Origin of the sequence: Streptomyces melanogenes (genome assembly GCF_014649795.1) — a bacterium.
Lineage (GTDB): Bacteria > Actinomycetota > Actinomycetes > Streptomycetales > Streptomycetaceae > Streptomyces > Streptomyces noboritoensis.
On sequence record NZ_BMTS01000006.1, the window covers coordinates 150694 to 170858 of the forward strand.

A 20165-nucleotide genomic window follows, 5' to 3' on the forward strand; every position below is an offset into this window, starting at 1 on the left:
GGCCGGCCCCGGCTCGTACGGAACGCCTGGTCACGGGCGCTGACTGGGTGACTGTCAGTGCCCGCCCGTAACGTGGTGTCCATGAACGTGTTCGGAGTGGACATCGGCGGGTCCGGGATCAAGGGTGCTCCCGTGGACCTGGAGCGCGGCGACCTGGCCCAGGAGCGGTACAAGGTCCTGACCCCGCACCCCGCGACACCCGAGGCCGTGGCGGACGGCGTCGCGGAGGTGGTCGGCCAGTTCGGCTGGTCGGGCCCGGTCGGCATCACCTTCCCGGGCGTCGTCACGGGCAACACGATCCGCACAGCGGCCAACGTCGACAAGGCCTGGATAGGCGTGGACGGGGCGCGGCTGCTCACCGACCGCCTGGGCGGCCTGCCGGTGACGGTGATGAACGACGCGGACGCGGCGGGCGTGGCCGAGATGAGCTTCGGCGCGGGCCGGGGCCGCAAGGGCACGGTGATCCTGCTGACGTTCGGCACGGGCATCGGCAGCGCGCTCTTCCTCGACGGCCGCCTGGTGCCCAACACGGAGCTGGGCCACCTGGAGCTGCACGGCCACGACGCGGAGAAGCGCGCCTCGACCAAGGCCAAGGAGGACGAGGACCTGACCTGGCCCCACTGGGCCCACCGCGTCCAGAAGTACCTGGCCCACGTCGAGATGCTCTTCTCGCCGGAGCTCTTCATCATCGGCGGCGGAGTGAGCCGCAAGGCGGACAAGTTCCTGCCGCTGATCGAGGGCATCCGCGCGGAGATGGTCCCGGCGGAGCTGCAGAACAACGCGGGGATCGTGGGGGCGGCGATGACGGCGGGGCGGGGGTAGCGGGGGCCGGGTGGGGGCGGGGCCCTTAGCTGCGCCCCGTGGCTACCGCCGGGGTCCCGACCCCGGCCCCGACCCGGGCCTGGGCCCGGCAGGCCGGGCCCTGCGCCGCCCCATCAGCCGCAGCTTCCGTACGCTCGCGATCAGGCCCGCCACCAGCGTGCCGCCGTACAGCCAGCCGGCGTGCAGGGCCAGGGCGGTGACCACGGCCATGGCCTGACCGCCGAGGCCGCCGGAGCCGCCCGCGATGGGCACGATGCCGAACGCGAAGGCGATCGGCACGCTGATGGGCGCGCTCACCAGGTCGGCGGGGCGCACCCAGAGCGCGGTGACGGCGCTGACCGGCAGGAAAAGGACGCCGTACACGGCGGGGGAGCCGTCGAAGATCAGCCAGTCCAGGCAGCCGAGCAGGAACATGACGGCCGCCGCGAAGAGCCCGCCGCCGAGCCCCGTGAGCCGGGGCTCGGGAAGCCGGCGCAGGGCCAGGACGAACGGCGGGGCGGGCCGGGCCGCCACCCGGTACACGGCGGCCGCCTCCCCGGCGGCGGCCTGCGGCCCGAGCGGCGCCCGCCCGGAGGTACGGCCGGGCGCGCGTCCGGCCGGGCCGTCGGCCGTGCGTGCTGCTCGCTGTCCGTGCTGCGGGGTGCGCGTCCTGTATTGCTCCACCGCACCAACGTAGGTCGCGACAGGGGAGGAACCACCCGTGGGACACGCCCTTTGGGTGAGCTTGGCGTTGCGTTCGACGCGAAACCGCCCCCGGAGGCGGTAAAGAGGGCCGGGGCCCGACCCGGTGAGGGCCGTCGCCGCCGACCCGACACGCCCGTAAACTGGTGAGTCGGCCCCCATCCGCGGGGGCGTCGGCCCCCGGCCCGGGGGCGGACGGACCATCACCCTCGTACCGGGAAGTCGCCACGTGTCGCTCACGATCGGAATCGTCGGTCTGCCGAATGTCGGCAAGTCGACCCTGTTCAACGCCCTGACCAAGAACGACGTGCTGGCGGCCAACTACCCGTTCGCCACCATCGAGCCGAACGTCGGCGTCGTCGGCGTCCCCGACACCCGCCTGGCCAAGCTCGCCGAGGTCTTCGGCTCGCAGCGGATCCTCCCCGCCACGGTCGACTTCGTCGACATCGCCGGCATCGTGCGCGGCGCGAGCGAGGGCGAGGGCCTGGGCAACAAGTTCCTCGCGAACATCCGCGAGTCGGACGCGATCTGCCAGGTCATCCGCGCCTTCAAGGACGAGAACGTCGTCCACGTCGACGGCAAGGTGTCCCCGAAGGACGACATCGAGACGATCAACACCGAGCTGATCCTCGCCGACCTCCAGACGATCGAGAAGGTCCTGCCGCGCCTCCAGAAGGAGTCCCGGATCAAGAAGGACGTCGCCCCCAAGGTGGCGGCGGTCGAGGCGGCGAAGGAGATCCTGGAGAAGGGCGACACGCTGTTCTCGCAGGGCATCGTCCAGGGCACGGAGAAGTCGGAGCTCCTGCACGACCTGCACCTCCTCACCACGAAGCCGTTCCTGTACGTCTTCAACGTCGACGAGGACGAGCTCACCGACGACGCCTTCAAGGCCGAGCAGAGCGCGCTGGTCGCCCCCGCCGAGGCGATCTTCCTCAACGCCAAGCTGGAGCAGGACCTCGCCGAGCTCGACGAGGCGGACGCCCTGGAGCTCCTCCAGTCCGTAGGCGCCGAGGAGCCCGGCCTGGCCACCCTCGCCCGAGTCGGCTTCGACACCCTCGGCCTCCAGACGTACCTGACGGCCGGCCCCAAGGAAACCCGCGCCTGGACCATCAAGAAGGGCGCCACGGCCCCCGAGGCGGCCGGTGTCATCCACACCGACTTCCAGAAGGGCTTCATCAAGGCGGAGGTCATCTCCTTCCACGACCTGATCGAAACAGGCTCGGTCGCCGAGGCCCGCGCGAAGGGGAAGGCGCGGATGGAGGGCAAGGAGTATGTGATGCAGGACGGGGATGTGGTGGAGTTCCGCTTCAACGTGTAGTCGGCAGTTTCAGAGGGGGTCGGACTCTGGCGAGTCCGACCCCCTCTGCATTCCCGTGCTGACTGTTCAGCTGCTTCGAGGCGGCGTGAGCTTGTCGAGATCCAGGCTGACCTCGAAGGGCACGGGGCGCTGGAGGGTGCTGCGGAAGATGCCGGCGGGCGCGTATCGGCCGGTGGGCTCGTCGAGCTCGTAGGCGTGGACGACGGGTGCCCCGTCCTCGTCCTCGATGCACCAGTAGTGCGGGATGCCAGCCTCTGCGTACTTGCGAAGCTTGACGTGGCGATCGCGGTGGGCGGACTCGGCAGAGACGACCTCCACGACGAGATTCACGTCCTCCGGGGCGTACCAGGTGCGGTCGGGGTCATAGGGAAGGTTCGTCAGCAGGAGGTCCGGCTCGGGGCGGTTGCGGGCATCCAGGCGGATCGTCATCTCCCGCTCGACCTCGAAGCCGGCCGGTGCCTGTGCCATGAGCGTGGTGGTCAGGGCGGTGACGAGGCGGCCATGCCACGACCGCTGGGGCGACATCATGAAGACGAGGGCTCCGTCGATCAACTCGGTGTGCCGGGGTGCCTCGGGAAGGCTGTCGAGGTCCTCCGCGAACCAGCCTTCCGCGCGCGGCGGGCGCATCCAGTCGGGCAGTGCGGTCATGGCTTCACCGTACCGGCTCCGGGGCGGAGGGGGCCGGGCCTTCGCCGGTGGCGGGAGTGGGGTCCGGAACCGCGTCCCGCTGTGATCGAATTCCCCCCGTGACCCCCTTTGCCATACCTTCGCGCCCCCTCCGCATAGCCACCGCCCAAACCCCCGTCGCCCCCGGTGACATCCCCGCCAACGTCGCCACCGCCGCCCGCCTCATCAGGGCCGCCGCGGACGGTGGCGCGCGGGTTGTCGTCCTTGCTGAGAAGTTCCTCAGTGGGTACGAGCCTGAGCTCATTCGGGCCGATCCGGAGCGGTGTGCCGTGAATGGGCTTGGGGATCCCCGGCTCGGGCCCGTTGCGGACGCCTGTCGGGAGCGTGGGGTCGTCGCCGTTGTCGGGGCCGCCGTGTATGACGGTGGGGAGTTGTTCGTCTCCGCTCTTGTCGTTGACGGCCGTGGGGTTCGTGCGCGGTATGACAAGCAGACGCTCTTCAAGGCCGAGCGGGCTGTGTATCGGCCCGGAAGCGTCGGTCTCAGCCTCGATGTGGATGGGTGGCGGCTGGGGATCGGGGTCTGTTACGACTCCGGGTTCCCCGAGCACGCGCGCGCGGCGGCGCTGGACGGGTGCCACGCGTACGTGGTGGGCGCGTTGTTCGGGGTCGGCGGCGGGTATCACGAGTCGCGGGTCTGGTTCCCCGCTCGGGCCCTCGACAACACCGTGTACGCGGTGCTCGCCAACCACGTCGGACGGACCGGGGAGTGGGAGACCTGCGGGAGCAGTGCCGTATGGGGGCCGGACGGACGGGTTGTCGCTGAGGCGGGGAGCGACGGGGAAGCGGTCGTCTTTGCCGACCTGGACCCCGACGCCCTGCGCGCCGCCCGTGAATCCGAGCCGATGCTCCGGGATCTGCGGGAGCAGCGGGAGGCGGCCGTGATGCCTCGGCGTGCGGTACGGGCAGCGGCCGCGACCCCGCCCGGCTCCACCGGCTAACCCGCCGCCACCCCCGTCTTCAACCCCGCCCCGCAAAGCGGCACCACCGCCTCGCGTCCCCCGAGTACCTCCGGTGACGCCGTGACCGCCGCCCAGCACGCCACCCCCGTCGACTCGACGAACAGGCCGCGGCCGGCGAGGTCCAGCTGTGCCGCGCGGATCTGGGCCTCCGTCACCGTCAGGAACGTGCCGCCCGATTCGCGTACCGCCCGCAGGATCTGGCGGCCGCGGGGCGGGCGGGGGATCGCGATGCCCTCGGCCAGGGTGTCGGCCGCATCCGCGTCCGCCGGATCGTCGGACCCCGCCCGGAACGCCGTCGCCAGCGGCGACACCGCCTCCGCCTGGACCGCGATCAGGGCGGGGCGTTCGGGGATCAGGCCGTGCGCGTACAGCTCCGCCGTGGCGAGCGCGGCGCCGAGGAGCAGGGTGCCGTTGCCGACCGGGACGACGATCGCGCCGGGCAGCCTGCCGCCGAGGTCCTCCCACAGCTCGTAGACGTACGTCTTGGTGCCGTGCAGGAAGTACGGGTTGAAGACGTGCGAGGCGTAGAACGTGCCGGGGGTGTCGGCGGCCGCCCGGGCCGCGCGGGCGGTGGCCTCCCGGTCGCCGGGGACGCGCTCGACCCGGGCCCCGTGCGCCCCGATCTGCTCGACCTTCTTCGGCGAGGTGGCCTCGGGCACGTACACCGTGCACGGCAGCCCGGCGCGGGCCATGTAGGCGGCGAACGACGTGCCCGCGTTGCCGCTGCTGTCGGCGATCACGCGCTCGGGCGCGAGGCGCCGGGCCAGCTCGGCGAGCACGACCGCGCCCCGGTCCTTGAAGGACAGCGTCGGCATCAGGAAGTCCAGCTTCGCCGAGACCGTGGCGGTGAGCGGCACCAGCGGCGTGCGGCCCTCGCCCAGGGTGACCGGCGGCGGGCCGTCGAGCGGCAGGGCCTCCGCGTACCGCCACAGCGAACCGACGCGTCCGGCAAGCGCCTTCAGCTCCACGGCCCCGGCGGCGAAGTCCAGGTCCCACGGCCCCCCGCAGGCCGGGCAGCACCAGGGGGCGGTGGCCTCGACGGGGGTGCGGGTGCCGTCCTGGGGACAGTGGTACGCGGCCGGGCGCTCGGAAAGCTCGGGATGCGGTCCTTTCATGTGTGTCATGCAGCGACCCTAGAACGTCACCTGTGACAGCACGTCAGGTAGACCGGGCTCCGGCCCGGACGCCCCCCGTCCGCTTCCCCGGCGGCCCCCGCCCCGCCCCGCGTACGATTCGCGCAGCAGTTCGCTGACCTCGACGAGGAGCCCTCACCCGTGGACATACCGCCGCCGCCCGCGCCCGAGCCGCCTGCGCAGCCGGGTCAGGGCCACGGCCCCGGCTGGCCGCCGCCCGCTCCCGGGCCGCAGCAGCCCTGGTACCCGTATCCCCAGCCGTACGCGCAGCCCTATCCGCAGCCGTTCCAGGAGCCGGCCAGGACCAGCGGTCTGGCCATCGCCTCGCTGGTCACCGGCATCGTCTGCTGTGTGCCGCCGCTCGGTCTGGTCCTGGGCGCGATCGCGCTGGGGCGGATCAGGAAGCACGGGCAGCGCGGCAAGGGCATGGCGATCACCGGTGTGGTGCTCTCCGCGATCAGTACGGTCCTGGCGGTCGTCCTCGTCGTGAGCGGGGCGGTGAGCGCGTTCTGGGACGGGTTCCGCGACGGAATCGACGAGGTCAAGAGCACGCGCAGCACCATGGACCTGCGCAAGGGCGACTGCTTCGACGTCCCCGGCGGCGAGCTGGAGCGCGAGGTCGTGAACGTGACCATCGTGCCGTGCGCCAAGCCGCACGACGGCGAGGTCTCCGGCTCCTTCAAGCTGGACGGCTCCACCTTCCCCGGCGACAAGGCGATCACCGCGCTCGCCGACCGCAAGTGCTGGGCCGTCGAGCAGGAGTACGCGATGGACAGCTGGGCGCTGCCCGTCGAGGCGGAGTCGTACTACTACACGCCGAGCACGCGCAGCTGGCGGCTCGGCGACCACTCGGTCACCTGCTCCTTCGCCACCACCAGCGGCAAGCTCACGGGCTCCGTGCGCAACGACGCCCGCCGTCTCGACGCCGACCAGGTGACGTATCTGCGCTCCTCCAACGCCTACGACCGGGTGCTGGCCACCGGCCCCGACCGGGACCGGGTCGAGGACGACCTGCCCGCCTTCAAGAAGTGGGCCGGGGAGGTCTCGCAGGTGCTGGGGCAGGAGAGCGCGCGGCTGCGCGAGCGCAGCTGGCCCGCCTCGGCGCAGGCGCAGGTGAGCGCCCGCGCCAAGGAGGCCGAGCTGGCGGGCAAGGAGTGGGCGAAGGCGGCCGGGGCCGCCGACGCCGAGGCCTTCTACCTCCACTCGGGCGCGGCGGACCGGGCCGTGCGGCAGGCCACGGAGGTCGCCGCGCGGGGCGCCCTGCACCTGGCCACCACACCGCCCGCCACCGACTCCGGGGGCAGCAGCGGCGGTACGGGCGGCGCCGACGGCGGTACGGACAGCGGCGGCACGGAGGAGGGGCCGGGCTCCGGAACGGGGAGCGGAAACGGAAGCGACGGTTCCAAGGCGGTCTGAGACGGGTAGTCGTACCGGCGGTATCCCCTGGGCTACGGGCAAGTCATCACTTCGAGTGAAACTCTGGCCTTGGCTTGCGGCGCACAACCCACGGTTGCCACGCTGTTGCAGTCTGTCAACCTGATGGGAGTGGCCAGTGACTTTCGGTGAGCAGCCGGCTTATCTGCGCGTAGCCAGCGATCTCCGGCAGAAGATCGTCAGTGGTTCACTGCCACCGCACACCCGCCTCCCCTCACAGGCCCGCATCCGCGAGGAGTACGGGGTCTCCGACACGGTCGCCCTGGAGGCCCGCAAGGTCCTGATGGCCGAGGGCCTGGTCGAGGGCCGCTCCGGGTCCGGTACGTATGTGCGGGAGCGCCCCGTCCCGCGCCGGGTGGCCCGCTCCGGGTTCCGCCCGGCCAAGGGGGCCAGCCCGTTCCGCCAGGAGCAGGCCGAGGACGGCACCCGGGGCACCTGGGAGTCGAGCAGCGAGCAGGCGGAGGCGTCCGCCGAGATCGCCGAGCGGCTCGGCATCGACCCGGGAGACCGGGTGATGCGGACGCGGTACGTGTACCGGGACGCGGGTGAGCAGATGATGCTCTCCACCTCCTGGGAGCCGCTCGCGGTGACCGGGCGCACGCCCGTGATGCTGCCCGAGGAGGGGCCGCTCGGGGGGTGCGGCGTCGTCGAGCGGATGGCCGCGATCGACGTGGTCGTGGACAACGTGGTGGAGGAGGTCGGCGCGCGCCCGGGGCTGGCGGAGGAGCTCATGGCGCTCGGCGGCGTCCCGGGCCATGTGGTGCTCGTCATCGAGCGGACCTACTACGCGTCGGGGCGCGCGGTGGAGACGGCCGACGTGGTCGTCCCCGCCGACCGCTACCGGATCGCCTACCACCTGCCGGTGAAGTAGGTGGGCCGGGCGAACGGGGCTGCCGTGGCGGTGTCGGCGACGCGCTGACCCGGGGTCAACTCCCTTGCCGGGGGCGCACTCGACGGAGTGCGCCCCCGTTGTCATGCCCTCGTGTGGCCGGATCCGTATCTCTTTGTGAGAACGCGGATCCGCTGAGTGAAGGTCAGGCGTAGGCTCGGGCATATGCGGAATGCGGTTTCCTGGGGATCTTCACAGACCTGCACGCCGACAGCGGGAGGGGCGCGATGAACGACGGTGGCGTGGTGCTTTCCTGGCAGGTCATACGTCAGGACGACAACGGCAACCGCTACCGCGTCGGCAGGTACGCCACCAGGGCCGAGGCCCAGAAGATCGTCGACAGCCTCGATGACCTGGGACATCACCGGCTCTACTGGGTCGAGAGGATCGCCCAGCCGGCGCAGTAGCAGGGCGTCCGGCGGGTGCGGACGGGGAGGCGGGGCCGGACGGCGGCCCGCCGGACCGGACCCCGCCGGGCGCGCGTTACGCTCCGGCGCATGGACGTTCGTGTGGTGGTCGCCGGAGCCGTGATCGACAGGGGCAGGCTGCTCGCCGCGCGCCGCAGCGCCCCGCCCGAGCTGGCCGGGCGCTGGGAGCTACCCGGCGGTAAGGTGGAGCCGGGTGAGAGCCCCGAGGACGCCCTGGTGCGGGAGCTGCGCGAGGAACTGGGCGTGGAGGCCGAGCCGCTGGAGCGGATCCCGGGGGAGTGGCCGCTGAAGCCCGGCCTGGTGCTGCGGGTGTGGACCGCCCGCCTGGTCTCGGGTGAGCCCCGTCCCTTGGAGGACCACGACGCCCTGCGCTGGCTCGCCCCCGACGAGACGGACCAGGTCGACTGGCTTCCGCAGGACCGCCCGGCGGTGGGGGTGGCTACGCGGATGCTGGGGGCGGGGGAGAGCCGGGCAGGCACGTGAGTCGGGATACGCCGTTCGTGCCACCACTGGCCCCATCAGGGGATAGCTGACCCCAAATATCGGGTATGTGGCTATTAATCCTTCTAAACCCCCCGAAGAGTCGGATGCGGGTGAGCGGCGTGATCGACACCTCCGGCGGCTGTGCCGAGTGGACTTTCCCGGCGGAGGCCAACGCGGTGCGCACCGCGCGCCACGCCGTCCGGGACACGCTGCGCAGCTGGGAGCTGGACCCTGCCGTCAGCGATGTGGCGGTGCTGCTGGTCAGTGAACTCGTGACCAATTCCCTGCGGTACGCATCGGGCCCCATCGGCGTCCGGATGGCCCGCCACGACCCCGGCGCCCTGCTGGTGGAGGTCTCCGACCCGCTGCCGGAGGAGCCGGTCGAACGGGACGCCGGACCGGACGACGAAGGGGGCCGGGGCCTCCAGTTGGTGGCTTGTTCTGCACGGCGCTGGGGGACCAAACGCGGCAGGACGGGCAAGACCGTGTGGTTCGAGCTGGCTCTGCCGGGTTAGAAGGAGGGAGGGACGAACGATCACGACCCGTTCGGACGGTCAGGTCGGGAGACGGCCGGAAAAGAACGAGACCGGGATGTGATCGTGAACGCCGTGTCGGCGGGGGCCGTAGTACTGAATACTGCGGTCAAGGCCGGTCCGGTGCGGTGAGCTGGAGGGGACGGTCGCGTGAGCGAGATACCTGAGACGGCTGGCGGCGTCGTGTGGCAGAGCAGCCCGCCTGGCTCGATCTATGACTACATCAGGGTCGCCTCGTTCTCGATCGGGCCCGACGGGCTGATCGAGCAGTGGAGCCTGCGGGCCGAGGAGCAGTTCGGGCTGTCCGCCCGCGAAGTCGTGGGAATCGACCCGGTCGACGCCTTCATGCCCCCTGAACTGCGCTCCCAAGGTCACCGCCGGGTCGCCGAGATCCTGGACGGGCGCGAGTGGACCGGCCTGGTCCCGTTCCGCACACCGGAGCGGGAGGGGCGGCACGGGCTCGCCGAGCTCTATGTGATGCCGAGCGAGACGGCGACCGGGGAACGCGGCGCGCTCTGCATCGTCGTGGACGTCCGGGCGCTGCGCGGCATAGAGACCGACCTCGCCGCCTCGCAGGCCATTTTCGGCCAATCTCCCTTCGGCTTCCTGCTGTTCGGTACGGACCTGACCGTCCTGCGCGCCAACCGGCGGTTCGCCACCGTCTTCGGGGGCGAACCCGACGAGCACCGCGGCCGCACCGTCCACGACTACCTGGGCCGTGCCGAGGCCGACCGGATGGCCGCCGCCCTGCGGCGCGTCCTCGACACCGGCGAGGCCGTCACCGACCTCCAGCTCGTCGGCACCGCACCCGGCGACCCGGCCCGCCGCCACTGGTCGATCAACCTCTACCGGGTGCACAGCGGGACCGGCCGGCCCATCGGCGTCGCCAGCCTCGGCATCGACGTGACCCGCCGTCACAACGCCGCCCGCGAGGCCGCCGACGCCCGCCGCAACCTCGCCCTGCTCAACGAGGCGGGCAACCGCATAGGCAACTCCCTCGACCTGGAGACCACCGCCCGCGAACTCCTCGACGTCGCCGTCCCCGGCTTCTGCGACCTGGCCTCCGTCGACCTCTACCAGGCGCTGCTCGCCGGGGACGAGGCCATCCAGAGCCGCGCCGACGGCAGCGCCGAGCTGCGCCGGGTGGCCTTCGCCAGCGCCGTCTCGGACGCGCCGCCCACCCTCACCGGCGCCGCCGCCCCGACCGCGTCCGTCTCCGTGGGGGACGTCCACCGCTACCCCTTCCACTCGCCCTGCGCCGATGCCCTGCGCACCGGTCGCCCACGTGCCGTACCGGGCGACGAGGGCAGCCTGGTGCACACCACGCTCGCCGTCCCGATGGTCGCCCACGACACCGTCGTCGGCCTCGTCCAGTTCTCCCGAGCCAAGGGCAGCGAGCCCTTCGGCGAGCGGGATCGCGCCCTCGCCACCGAACTCGCCTCCCGCGCCGCCGTCTGCATCGACAACGCCCGCCTCTACCGGAGGGAGCACGAGCGCGCGCTGATCCTGCAGCGCTCCCTGCTCCCGCCCGGCGACCCCGAGGCCGCCGGGCTGGACATCGCCTGCCGCTATCTGCCGGGCAACGCCGCCACCGAGGTCGGCGGCGACTGGTTCGACGTCATCGAACTCCCCGGCCACCGCACCGCCCTGGTCGTCGGCGACGTGATGGGCCGCGGTCTGCGGGCCGCCGTCGCCATGGGCGAACTGCGCACCGCCGTACGCACCCTGGCCATGCTCGACCTGGAGCCCGCCGAGGTGCTCTCGCACCTGGACGAGATCGCCCGGGGCCTGGGCGACCCCGGCGGCCCCGACCGCGCGACGGGCGGCAACCGGCGCGGCCGCCCCGGCTCCCGCACCGCCCACAAGTCCCGCGAGGCCGACCTCTCCGAGGTCTACCTGGCGACCTGTGTGTACGCCGTGTACGACCCGGTGACGCGGCGCTGTTCCATCGCCAACGCGGGCCATCTGCCGCCGGTCCTGGTCGAGCCCGGCGAGCCCGCGCTGTTCCTGGACATGCCGCCCGGGCTGCCGCTCGGCGTGGGCGGGGAGCCGTTCGAGGAGATCGAGGTCGACCTCCCCGAGGGCGCCCTGCTCGCTCTCTACACCGACGGCCTCGTCGAGTCCCGCGACCACCCCCTGGACGAGGGCCTGCGGGCCTTCCGCAAGGCCATCAGCGACCCGGTCCCGGGCCTGGAGGACGTCTGCGACCAGGTCCTCAACACCCTGGACACCCGCCACGGCGAGGACGACATCGCCCTGCTCATGGCCCGCATCCAGGGCCTGCCCACGGATGCCGTCGGCGACTGGCGGCTGCCGCGCTCACCGCGCTCGGTCGGCCGCGCCCGCGAGCTCGCCCGCACCCAGCTGCTCGCCTGGGACCTGGACGACCTCGTCGACACCACCGAACTGCTGGTGAGCGAACTCGTCACCAACGCGCTGCGGTACGGCGAGGGCGAGGTGCGGCTCCGGCTGCTGCGGGACCGCACGCTCGTCTGTGAGGTGTGGGACGCGGGTCTGGTCCAGCCGAGACGCCGGCGGGCCCGGGACACGGACGAGGGCGGCCGGGGGCTCCAGCTCGTCGGCCTGCTGAGCGCGGCGTGGGGCTCGCGCCGCACCCCGCGCGGCAAGACGGTCTGGTTCGAACTCGCCCTTCCGGACGGGGAGTCCGCCCCCGTGGCCGAACTGACGGAGGAGCAGTTGCTGAGCATGTTCTGACCGGGGCCCGGCTCGGCCCCGGGCTCCGACCCGGACCGGGCGTGCCCACCGCCGTCGCCGTGCCGCCCCTACGTCGTCGCCTTCAGTGCCGCCAGCCGCGCCTCCACCTCCGCCGTGTCTCCCGGGGCGTCCAGGTGCTCGAACTGGGCGTCCAGGGACGAGGCGGCGAGCTCCTGACCGCCCCGCGCCCGTGCCTCCTCGCGCCGCAGCTTGTCCTCGAAGCGGGGTATCTCGCAGGTCGGGTCGAGCAGGTCCACACTCTCCAGCCCGTCCGGCAACCGGCTCCCCGCCGAGCCCGCCCGGGCCGCCAACTCGCCCTGCTCCGCCCTCAGTACGTCCAGCTGGGACTTCATCCGGGCCAGGCCGGACTTGAGCCTCGCCACCACCTCCACCTGCGCGGCGATCACCGGCTCCGCCGCCCGCGCCTCGTTCTCCGACTGCACCTGTCTGCCCAGCGCCACCTTGGCCAGGCGGTCGAACCGGTCGGCCTCGTCCGCGAAGCCGCCCGCGCGCAGCCCGTCGGCCTTCCTGCTGGCCGCGACCGCCTGGTCGCCCCACTCCTTGGCGGCGGCCAGGTCCTCCACCCGGTCCAGCTCCATCAGCCGTACGTTGCCGACGGCCGAGGAGGCGGTCTGCTCCGCCTCCGCGATATTGCTCGTGTACTCCCGTATCAGCTCGTCCAGCATCTTCTGCGGGTCCTCGGCCTGGTCGAGGAGCGCGTTCACGTTGGCCTTCGCCAGCCGGCCGACCCGGCCCAGTACCGACTGCCTGTCGTTCATGGCTCTTCTCCTTGCGCCGATCCGCTTTCCGTCCCTGCCGCTGCCTCTGCCCCTGTTCCCGGAACACCGCCCGTTCCTGCTTCTGATACACCGCCCGGCCCGTTCGGGTTCCCGGTCGCCGTCCCGGACTTCCCGAAGATTTCCGGGCCGCTGTCGTGGGCCTGCGCATCGCCCTGCTCATCGGCCTCCACGTCCGCTTCCGCGAGGCTCCGCGCCTGCCGTGCCAGCATGTCCGCCCGCCGCACCTCCGCGAGGGCGCCCGGCGCGTCCGGCCCGGCCGTCTCCTCGGCCTGGGCGAGGTGGCGCCGGGCCTCCGAAAGCCGGGTGCGAGCCGCGCTGCCGACCGCGTCCCGGTGGGTGGTGACGCAGTCGTCCGCCGCCGCGACGGCCGAGCGGGCCGTGAGCTCCGCCCGGTCCAGGAGCGCGCGGGACCGCTCCGCGCCGCCCTCGCGCTCCCGTACGCCCGCCAGGGCCTCGTCCAGGGCCGCCTCCGCCTCCCCGACCCGGCGCAGCGCGTCGAGCGGGTCGTACGGACCGGCCGCCCGCGCCCGCCCGACCCCGACGAGTACCGTCTCGGCCCCGGCGACCAGCTCGCGCAAGTCGACAGCGGGCTCCAGCCCCCGCGCCTCCGCCAGCGCCCCCTCCGTCCCCGCGAGCGCGGCGGGCAACAGCTCCTCCGCCTCCGCGAGTTCCCGGCCCCGCCGGTCGATCGCGTCCACCAGCGTCGCCGCGTGGGCGACGGCGCCCTCGGCGGCGCGCACCTGCGCCGCGGCCTCGCCCGGGTCGTCCGCGTCGAGGGCCTGGCGGGCCGCGTTGAGCGCGGCCGTGGCGGCGATCAGGCGTTCCTTGGCCTCCTCGGCGTGGTCCGCGACGGGCGCGGTCGCGGACTCCGCGTACCGCTGGCGCAGTGCGGTCAGCGTCGAGTCCGCCGCGGCTGTACGCCGGGTGAGCGTGCGGAAGGCCGCCTCGACCGTCTCCAGCGCCCCCGGGGCGTCGCGCTCCAGGCCCCGCAGCGCGTCGAAGGCCTCCGCCTCCGCGTCGAGCCGCCGCCCGGCCGCCGCGCACCGCGCGACGATCTCCCGCAGCATCCGCCGCCGGGCCGCCCCGCCCTCCTCCGGCAGCTCCGGCTCGTCGGGCGGGGCCGGTCCCTCCGGCAGGGTGAGCCCCTCCGGCGGCGGCTCGTCGTCGAGCTGCTGGCGCAGCCGGAACGCGGTGGCCAGTTCGGACCTGGCGTACGCGACGGCCTTCGCGAACGGCCGGGCCGCCTCTTCCCCGAACTGGGCGATGGCGAAACCCAGTTCCTCGTCACTCGTACGAATGGCTTCATCGGTGGCGAGCAGCGTCCGGTCCGCCTCTGCCGCCAGGGCCGCGAGGTCGTCCGGCGCGCTGTCCCGCGCCGGGCCCGTATCCCGCTCCCCGCCCTGCGCCCCGGCGCCCTGGGCGCTCGCCGGTGTGGTGCGGGTGGCCGCCCGCCGCTTCCTGCGCGCGTACGCGTACAAGGCCAGCACACCCGCGACGGCCAGGATGCCGACCGGCAGCACGTAGTCGCTCGCCGAGGTCGAGCCGTCGTGCCGGGCGGGCTCGGCCAGGGCGGCGTCCAGGCCCTCGGCCGCGCCGATCGCGGCCCCCGCCCAGTCGCCGCGCCGCAGCGCGGGCTCGACCGACTCGCGGGCCACCTGGCCGAGCGCCTGGTCGCTGAGCCGGAAGGCCTGGTCGACCGAGTACGCGTACTGGCGCGACCCGGTGGCGACGGCCAGCAGGACGTCGTCGCGGCCGAGCCCGTTCAGCTGCGCGGTGGTGTCGGCCCAGTCCTGGGGGGTGCGGCCGGAGAAGTCGTCCACGTACACCGCGAAGAGCTGGACCAGGCGGTCCTCGTGGAGGCGGTCGAGCGCGGCGGCCACCTCCGGCGCGCGGGCGCCCAGCGCGTGCGCGCGGTCGGTGACCAGCCCGCTTCCGGCGAGGTTCACCGGGTCCTCGGCGTGCGCGGGTCCCGCGCCGGGCAGTGCCGCCCAGCACGTGGCAAGCAGCACGGCCGCCAGGGCCCGGACGGCCCGGACGGCGATGCGGGGCCCGGTGCGACTGACACGCGGCGTCACATTTGTGAGCGTATGGCGGTATCTGCCGCTCCGCGACCGGGCGGGAGCCGCCGGACCGGGGAATCCCCGCGCCGCTCGTTAGGCAGCAGGCCACCGGGAGGTCATACTTCCACGGCACACTGACAGTCAGGGGTACTCGTGCGGACAGCAATATCGGCCGGAGTGGACGGCCTGCGCCGGTGGTTCAGGCGCCCGGCGCGGACGTGGGTGCGGCGTGCCGCGCTGGCGGCCGTGCTCCTGGTGATGGCGCCCATGGTGGTCGGCGCCGTGGCGCTGCGCAGCAGCTACGCGGGCGACCCGGGCGACGGCACCAGAACGCGCGGCCGGGACGCCATCTGGCTCGGTCACGCCTGGGTCGACGGCCGCAAGGGCGAGAGCGACCTGGACGCCTTCGCCGCGCGCGTACGGGAGACGGGGATACACGACCTGTACGTCCACGCCGGACCCCTGGAGCACGACGGGACGCTGCCCGCGGCCCGCTACCCCAAGGCGCGCTGGCTGGTCGACGGCGTGCACCGCAGGCTGCCCGGCGTGCGCGTGCAGGCCTGGCTCGGCGACAAGCTCGCCACCGAGGGCCCCAAGGGGCTGCGCCTGGAGCGTCCGGCCACGCGCGCGGCGATGGTGGACTCGTCCCGCCAGGTCCTTGCGGGCGGCGGGTTCGACGGCGTCCACTTCGACCTGGAGCCGATGCCCTCGGGCAACCGCAACTTCCTCGAACTGCTCGACGCGGTGCGTCCGATGACGCGCGCGCACAACGCGACGCTGTCGGTGGCCGCGCACCAGATCGACCCGGTGCCCAAGCTGCACGCCGCCGCCCGCAAGATCGCCGGGCACCCGAAGTGGTGGTCGCAGGCGTACTTCGGGCAGGTGGCCAAGCGCGTCGACCAGATCGCCGTGATGTCGTACGACACTTCGATGCCGCTGGAGAGCCTGTACGGCGGCTATGTCGCCCAGCAGGCCTCGCTGGCGCTCGAAGTGACGCCCAAGGACACCGATCTGCTGATGGGGCTGCCGTTCTTCCAGACGGAGACCATGGGCCACCACGCCTCGGCCGAGACGGTCAAGGCGGCCGTGCGCGGCGTACGGCTCGGCCTGGGCCGCACCGACCGCCACCGCCAGCACTTCGGCGTGGCGCTCTACGTGGACTTCACCGCGCGCGACCGTGACTGGGCCGCGTACGACAAGGACTGGAACTGAGGCACGGCGGTACGGCGGTACGGCGGCGGGGCCCGGCATCACTGATGCCGGGCCCCGCCGCGTACGGCACCGACTCACACAGCCCTAGCTGCCGGACCGGCGGCCGATCTTGTTGCCGAGCCAGACCAGCGGGTCGTACTTGCGGTCCACCGCCCGCTCCTTGAGCGGGATCAGCGCGTTGTCGGTGATCTTGATGTGCTCGGGGCAGACCTCCGTGCAGCACTTGGTGATGTTGCAGTAGCCGAGGCCGTGCTCGTCCTGGGCGGTGCGCTTGCGGTCCAGGCCGGTCTCGTCCGCCGCGTCCAGCGGGTGCATGTCCAGCTCCGCGATCCGCATCAGGAAGCGCGGGCCCGCGAAGGCGCCCTTGTTCTCCTCGTGGTCGCGCACCACATGACAGGTGTCCTGGCACAGGAAGCACTCGATGCACTTGCGGAACTCCTGCGAGCGCTCCACGTCGACCTGTTGCATCCGGTACTCGCCCGCCGCCACCCCCTTCGGGGGAACGAAGGCGGGAACTTCCCGCGCCTTCTGGTAGTTGAAGGAGACGTCGGTCACCAGGTCGCGGACGACCGGGAACGCCCGCAGCGGGGTGACCGTGATCGTCTCCTCGTGCGAGAAGACCGACATCCGGGTCATGCACATGAGCCGGGGCCGCCCGTTGATCTCCGCCGAGCACGAACCGCACTTGCCCGCCTTGCAGTTCCAGCGCACGGCCAGGTCCGGCACCTGGGTGGCCTGGAGCCGGTGGATGATGTCGAGGACCACCTCGCCCTCGTTCACCTCGACCTTGAAGTCCTCCAGGGCGCCGCCGCCGGTGTCGCCCCGCCAGACCCGGAAGCTCGCGTCATACGTGGTCACTCGTAGAGCTCCTCTTCGGCGAGGTACTTGACCAGCTCCTCCTTCTCGAAGAGGGCGAGCAGGTCGGCACGGATGGGTTCGGTCTCTTCGCGTACGAGCCGGATCTGGCCCCGGACCGGGTCGGTGGCCGCGAGGCCCTCGGTGGGGTCGGCCAGGCGGCACAGCAGGTTGGCCCGCCGCCAGCTCCGGTCCATCGCGGGCCAGTCCTCGCGGGTGTGGCCGCCCCGGCTCTCGGTGCGCTCCAGGGCCGCGCGCGCCACGCACTCGCTGACCAGGAGCATGTTCCGCAGGTCGAGCGCGAGGTGCCAGCCCGGGTTGAACTGGCGGTGCCCCTCCACCCCGGCCCGCCTGGCCCGTACGCGCAGCTCGGCCAGCTTCTCCAGGGCCTGCCGCATCTCCGCGTCCCGGCGGATGATGCCGACCAGGTCGTTCATGGCCTGCTGGAGCTCCTGGTGGAGGGTGTACGGGTTCTCCGGCGCCGCGCCCTCCTGGGGCTCGGCGCTGAACGGCCGCAGCGCCTCGGCCGCCGCCAGGTCCACCTGGGCCTCGTCGACGGCCGGGCGGGCACCGGCCAGGGCCGAGGCGTACTCGGCGGCGTGCAGTCCCGCACGCCGGCCGAAGACCAGCAGGTCGGAGAGGGAGTTGCCGCCGAGGCGGTTGGAGCCGTGCATCCCGCCGGCCACCTCGCCCGCGGCGAACAGTCCGGGCACCCCGCGCGCGGCCGCGGTGTCCGACTCCACGGCGATGCCGCCCATCACGTAGTGGCAGGTCGGGCCGACCTCCATCGGCTCGACCGTGATGTCGACGTCGGCCAGCTCCTTGAACTGGTGGTGCATCGAGGGCAGTCGGCGCCGGATGACCTCGGCGGGCATCCGGGTGGAGACGTCGAGGAAGACGCCGCCGTGCGGGGAGCCGCGGCCCGCCTTCACCTCGGAGTTGATGGCGCGGGCGACCTCGTCGCGGGGGAGCAGCTCGGGCGGGCGGCGGTTGTGGTCCGGGTCCTCGTACCAGCGGTCGCCCTCCTCCTCGGACTCCGCGTACTTCTCCTTGAAGACGTCCGGCACGTAGTCGAACATGAAGCGCTTGCCGTCGGAGTTGCGCAGTACGCCGCCGTCGCCGCGCACCGACTCGGTGACCAGGATGCCCTTGACCGAGGGCGGCCAGACCATGCCGGTCGGGTGGAACTGCACGAACTCCATGTTCAACAGGGGCGCCCCGGCGAGCAGCGCGAGGGCGTGGCCGTCGCCGGTGTACTCCCACGAGTTCGACGTCACCTTGAAGGACTTGCCGATGCCGCCGGTCGCCAGGACCACGGCCGGGGCCTCCAGGACGAAGAACCGGCCGGACTCGCGCTCGTAGCAGAACGCGCCCGACACCCGGTCGTCCTCTTTGAGGACACGCGTGACCGTGCACTCCTGGAAGACCTTCAACCGGGCCTCGTAGTCGCCGAACTCGCGCTTGTCGTCCTGCTGGAGCGAGACGATCTTCTGCTGGAGGGTGCGGATGAGCTCCAGGCCGGTGCGGTCGCCGACGTGGGCCAGGCGGGGGTACTCGTGGCCGCCGAAGTTGCGCTGGGAGATCCGGCCGTCCGCCGTACGGTCGAAGAGGGCGCCCCAGGTCTCCAGCTCCCACACCCGGTCGGGCGCCTCGCGCGCGTGGAGCTCGGCCATCCGCCACTGGTTGAGGAACTTGCCGCCGCGCATGGTGTCGCGGAAGTGGACCTGCCAGTTGTCACCGGAGTTCACGTTGCCCATGGAGGCGGCGATGCCGCCCTCGGCCATCACCGTGTGCGCCTTGCCGAAGAGGGACTTGCAGATCACCGCCGTACGGGCGCCCTGCTCGCGGGCCTCGATGGCGGCCCGCAGGCCGGCCCCGCCCGCGCCCACCACGACCACGTCCCACTGCTGCCGTTCGAGCTGCGTCATCAGAAGAACCTCGGATCGTCGAACGCCCCGGTGGCGAGGAAGTACACGTACAGGTCGGCCAGCGAGACACTGATCAACGAGGCCCAGGCGAGCAGCATGTGGTGCTGGTTCAGCTTCCCGGCCCAGCCCCACAGCCGGTAGCGCACCGGGTGCTTGGAGAAGTGCCGCAGCTTGCCGCCGACGATGTGCCGGCAGGAGTGGCAGGACAGGGTGTACGCCCAGATCAGCACGATGTTGACGGTGAAGACCAGGGTGCCGAGCCCCATGTGGCCCCACCGGTAGTGCTCGTCGCGGTAGGCGAGCACCGCGTCGTAGGTGAGGAACGCGGCGACCGGCAGCGCGAAGTAGAACGTGTACCGGTGGATGTTCTGGATGATCAGCGGGAAGCGGGTCTCGCCCGAGTACTTCTTGTGCGGCTCGGCCACCGCGCAGGCGGGCGGCGAGGCCCAGAAGCCCCGGTAGTAGGCCTTGCGGTAGTAGTAGCAGGTGCCCCGGAAGGCGAGCGGGAAGATCAGGATCAGCAGGGCGGGGGAGAGGCCCCACCAGCTGCCGATGAGGTCGGCGTTCGGGCCGCCGCGCATCGGGACGCAGTTGTCCGCGACGCACGGCGAGTAGAACGGCGAGACGTACGGAGCGGCGTAGTAGTCGTCGTTCACGAAGGCCCGCCAGGTCGAGTAGACGACGAAGGCGAGCAGTCCGGCGGCGGTCACGGCGGGCGCCAGCCACCAGCGGTCGGTGCGCAGATGGCGGGGCGCGATGGCGGCGCGCGAGGCGTCGTGAACGCCGGTCAGCGGTTGGGGTTCGGTGCCTGTGGCCAACAGTGGCTCCAGTCGCGTGAGTCAGGGGGCGCGCCGGTCGCGGGCGCCCAGACCTTCGTCGTCCGAGTCCGTCCACAGCGAGGCGTCGTACGGCGTGTCCGGGATGGTGACCAGGTCGGGGCGGGCCTCGGCGGCTCGGGGAGCGGTCGCGCGCAGCAGCGCGACGCTCTCGCGCAGATGGTCGGTGTCGGTCCGTACCCGCCGGATGTCCAGGCCGCCGTCGCCGACCTGTTTCTCCAGCCGCCCCACTGACCTCACCAGGTCGTCGAGGCAGCGCTGAACCGACGTCAACTCGTCGTGCAGGGACATGACGTGCCCTACCTTCCGCAGTGGCGGGCGGTGACCGGTCGTGCCGGAGGGCGACCTCCGGATCCCCCCGAAAGGTCATGCGCCTGAGAGTGTCGCGCGTC

19 protein-coding genes are annotated in these 20165 nt (G+C 72.6%); 10 read left to right on the top strand and 9 right to left on the bottom strand.

Annotation, left to right across the window (positions count from 1 at the left end; translation table 11 throughout):
* Positions 1-81 precede the first annotated feature (81 nt).
* Positions 82-822, top strand: a complete 741-nt coding sequence (gene ppgK / locus IE252_RS15310; protein ID WP_190089951.1) for a polyphosphate--glucose phosphotransferase — start codon at positions 82-84, stop codon at positions 820-822.
* A gap of 42 nt (positions 823-864) precedes the next feature.
* Here the strand turns inward: ppgK and IE252_RS15315 are convergent, their stop codons facing one another.
* Positions 865-1485 (bottom strand): DUF6542 domain-containing protein, encoded by a 621-nt coding sequence (locus tag IE252_RS15315; protein ID WP_373298552.1) that lies wholly within the window; start codon positions 1483-1485, stop codon positions 865-867.
* Between the two features lie 247 nt (positions 1486-1732).
* Here IE252_RS15315 and ychF point away from each other — a divergent pair, with 247 nt between their 5' ends.
* A complete protein-coding gene (ychF, locus tag IE252_RS15320; RefSeq protein WP_190089952.1) occupies positions 1733-2821 on the top strand; it encodes a redox-regulated ATPase YchF in 1089 nt (362 codons plus the stop codon).
* A 66-nt stretch (positions 2822-2887) separates the two neighbouring features.
* Here the strand turns inward: ychF and IE252_RS15325 are convergent, their stop codons facing one another.
* Entirely contained in the window at positions 2888-3469 is a 582-nt protein-coding gene (locus IE252_RS15325; RefSeq protein WP_190089953.1) for a Uma2 family endonuclease, read from the bottom strand.
* Between the two features lie 98 nt (positions 3470-3567).
* Between IE252_RS15325 and IE252_RS15330 the strand changes: the two genes are divergently transcribed.
* Positions 3568-4446 (top strand): carbon-nitrogen hydrolase family protein, encoded by an 879-nt coding sequence (locus tag IE252_RS15330; protein ID WP_229848383.1) that lies wholly within the window; start codon positions 3568-3570, stop codon positions 4444-4446.
* Here the strand turns inward: IE252_RS15330 and IE252_RS15335 are convergent.
* Positions 4443-5591 carry a threonine synthase gene (locus IE252_RS15335; protein ID WP_229848385.1) on the bottom strand — a complete coding sequence of 383 codons (1149 nt, stop codon included), beginning with the start codon at positions 5589-5591 and terminating at the stop codon, positions 4443-4445. The two genes, IE252_RS15330 and IE252_RS15335, sit on opposite strands and share 4 nt — an antisense overlap.
* 150 nt (positions 5592-5741) lie before the next feature.
* Between IE252_RS15335 and IE252_RS15340 the strand changes: the two genes are divergently transcribed.
* The 6 genes from IE252_RS15340 to IE252_RS15365 all read left to right on the top strand — a co-directional run bounded on the left by IE252_RS15340 (position 5742) and on the right by IE252_RS15365 (position 12082).
* A complete protein-coding gene (locus IE252_RS15340) occupies positions 5742-7016 on the top strand; it encodes a DUF4190 domain-containing protein (RefSeq protein ID WP_190089954.1) in 1275 nt (424 codons plus the stop codon).
* A gap of 136 nt (positions 7017-7152) precedes the next feature.
* Complete coding sequence (locus tag IE252_RS15345) at positions 7153-7905, top strand: GntR family transcriptional regulator (RefSeq protein WP_190089955.1); 753 nt, start codon at positions 7153-7155, stop codon at positions 7903-7905.
* A 245-nt stretch (positions 7906-8150) separates the two neighbouring features.
* A complete protein-coding gene (locus IE252_RS15350) occupies positions 8151-8330 on the top strand; it encodes an SPOR domain-containing protein (protein WP_101389883.1) in 180 nt (59 codons plus the stop codon).
* Between the two features lie 90 nt (positions 8331-8420).
* The gene (locus IE252_RS15355; protein WP_190089956.1) at positions 8421-8834 is read left to right on the top strand and encodes a (deoxy)nucleoside triphosphate pyrophosphohydrolase; all 414 of its coding nucleotides are present in this window, start codon (positions 8421-8423) and stop codon (positions 8832-8834) included.
* A 110-nt stretch (positions 8835-8944) separates the two neighbouring features.
* On the top strand, positions 8945-9349 hold the full coding sequence (locus IE252_RS15360) for an ATP-binding protein (protein ID WP_190089957.1): 405 nt from the start codon (positions 8945-8947) through the stop codon (positions 9347-9349).
* A gap of 168 nt (positions 9350-9517) precedes the next feature.
* Positions 9518-12082 (top strand): SpoIIE family protein phosphatase, encoded by a 2565-nt coding sequence (locus IE252_RS15365; protein ID WP_373298553.1) that lies wholly within the window; start codon positions 9518-9520, stop codon positions 12080-12082.
* Between the two features lie 68 nt (positions 12083-12150).
* Here the strand turns inward: IE252_RS15365 and IE252_RS15370 are convergent, their stop codons facing one another.
* Positions 12151-12861, bottom strand: a complete 711-nt coding sequence (locus IE252_RS15370; protein ID WP_190089958.1) for a PspA/IM30 family protein — start codon at positions 12859-12861, stop codon at positions 12151-12153.
* Positions 12858-14957: a TPM domain-containing protein gene (locus tag IE252_RS15375; protein ID WP_190089959.1), complete on the bottom strand. Its 2100-nt coding sequence runs from the start codon at positions 14955-14957 to the stop codon at positions 12858-12860. Before IE252_RS15375 ends, IE252_RS15370 begins: the two co-directional genes overlap by 4 nt.
* 138 nt (positions 14958-15095) lie before the next feature.
* Between IE252_RS15375 and IE252_RS15380 the strand changes: the two genes are divergently transcribed.
* Positions 15096-16154, top strand: a complete 1059-nt coding sequence (locus tag IE252_RS15380; RefSeq protein WP_373298554.1) for a glycosyl hydrolase family 18 protein — start codon at positions 15096-15098, stop codon at positions 16152-16154.
* 84 nt (positions 16155-16238) lie between these two features.
* On the opposite strand, the gene IE252_RS15385 is transcribed toward IE252_RS15380, so the two are convergent.
* From IE252_RS15385 to IE252_RS15400, 4 genes are read right to left on the bottom strand one after another with little or no spacing between them, the layout of a single operon-like run.
* Entirely contained in the window at positions 16239-17012 is a 774-nt protein-coding gene (locus IE252_RS15385) for a succinate dehydrogenase/fumarate reductase iron-sulfur subunit (protein ID WP_190089960.1), read from the bottom strand.
* Positions 17009-18937 (bottom strand): fumarate reductase/succinate dehydrogenase flavoprotein subunit, encoded by a 1929-nt coding sequence (locus IE252_RS15390; RefSeq protein WP_190089961.1) that lies wholly within the window; start codon positions 18935-18937, stop codon positions 17009-17011. Before IE252_RS15390 ends, IE252_RS15385 begins: the two co-directional genes overlap by 4 nt.
* Complete coding sequence (gene sdhC / locus IE252_RS15395; RefSeq protein WP_190089962.1) at positions 18937-19755, bottom strand: succinate dehydrogenase subunit SdhC; 819 nt, start codon at positions 19753-19755, stop codon at positions 18937-18939. The genes IE252_RS15390 and sdhC overlap by 1 nt, the downstream gene beginning before the upstream one ends.
* Positions 19756-19776: 21 nt before the next feature.
* Positions 19777-20064, bottom strand: coding sequence for an Rv0250c family protein (locus tag IE252_RS15400; protein WP_190089963.1), 288 nt, complete (start codon positions 20062-20064; stop codon positions 19777-19779).
* Between the last annotated feature and the right edge of the window lie 101 nt (positions 20065-20165).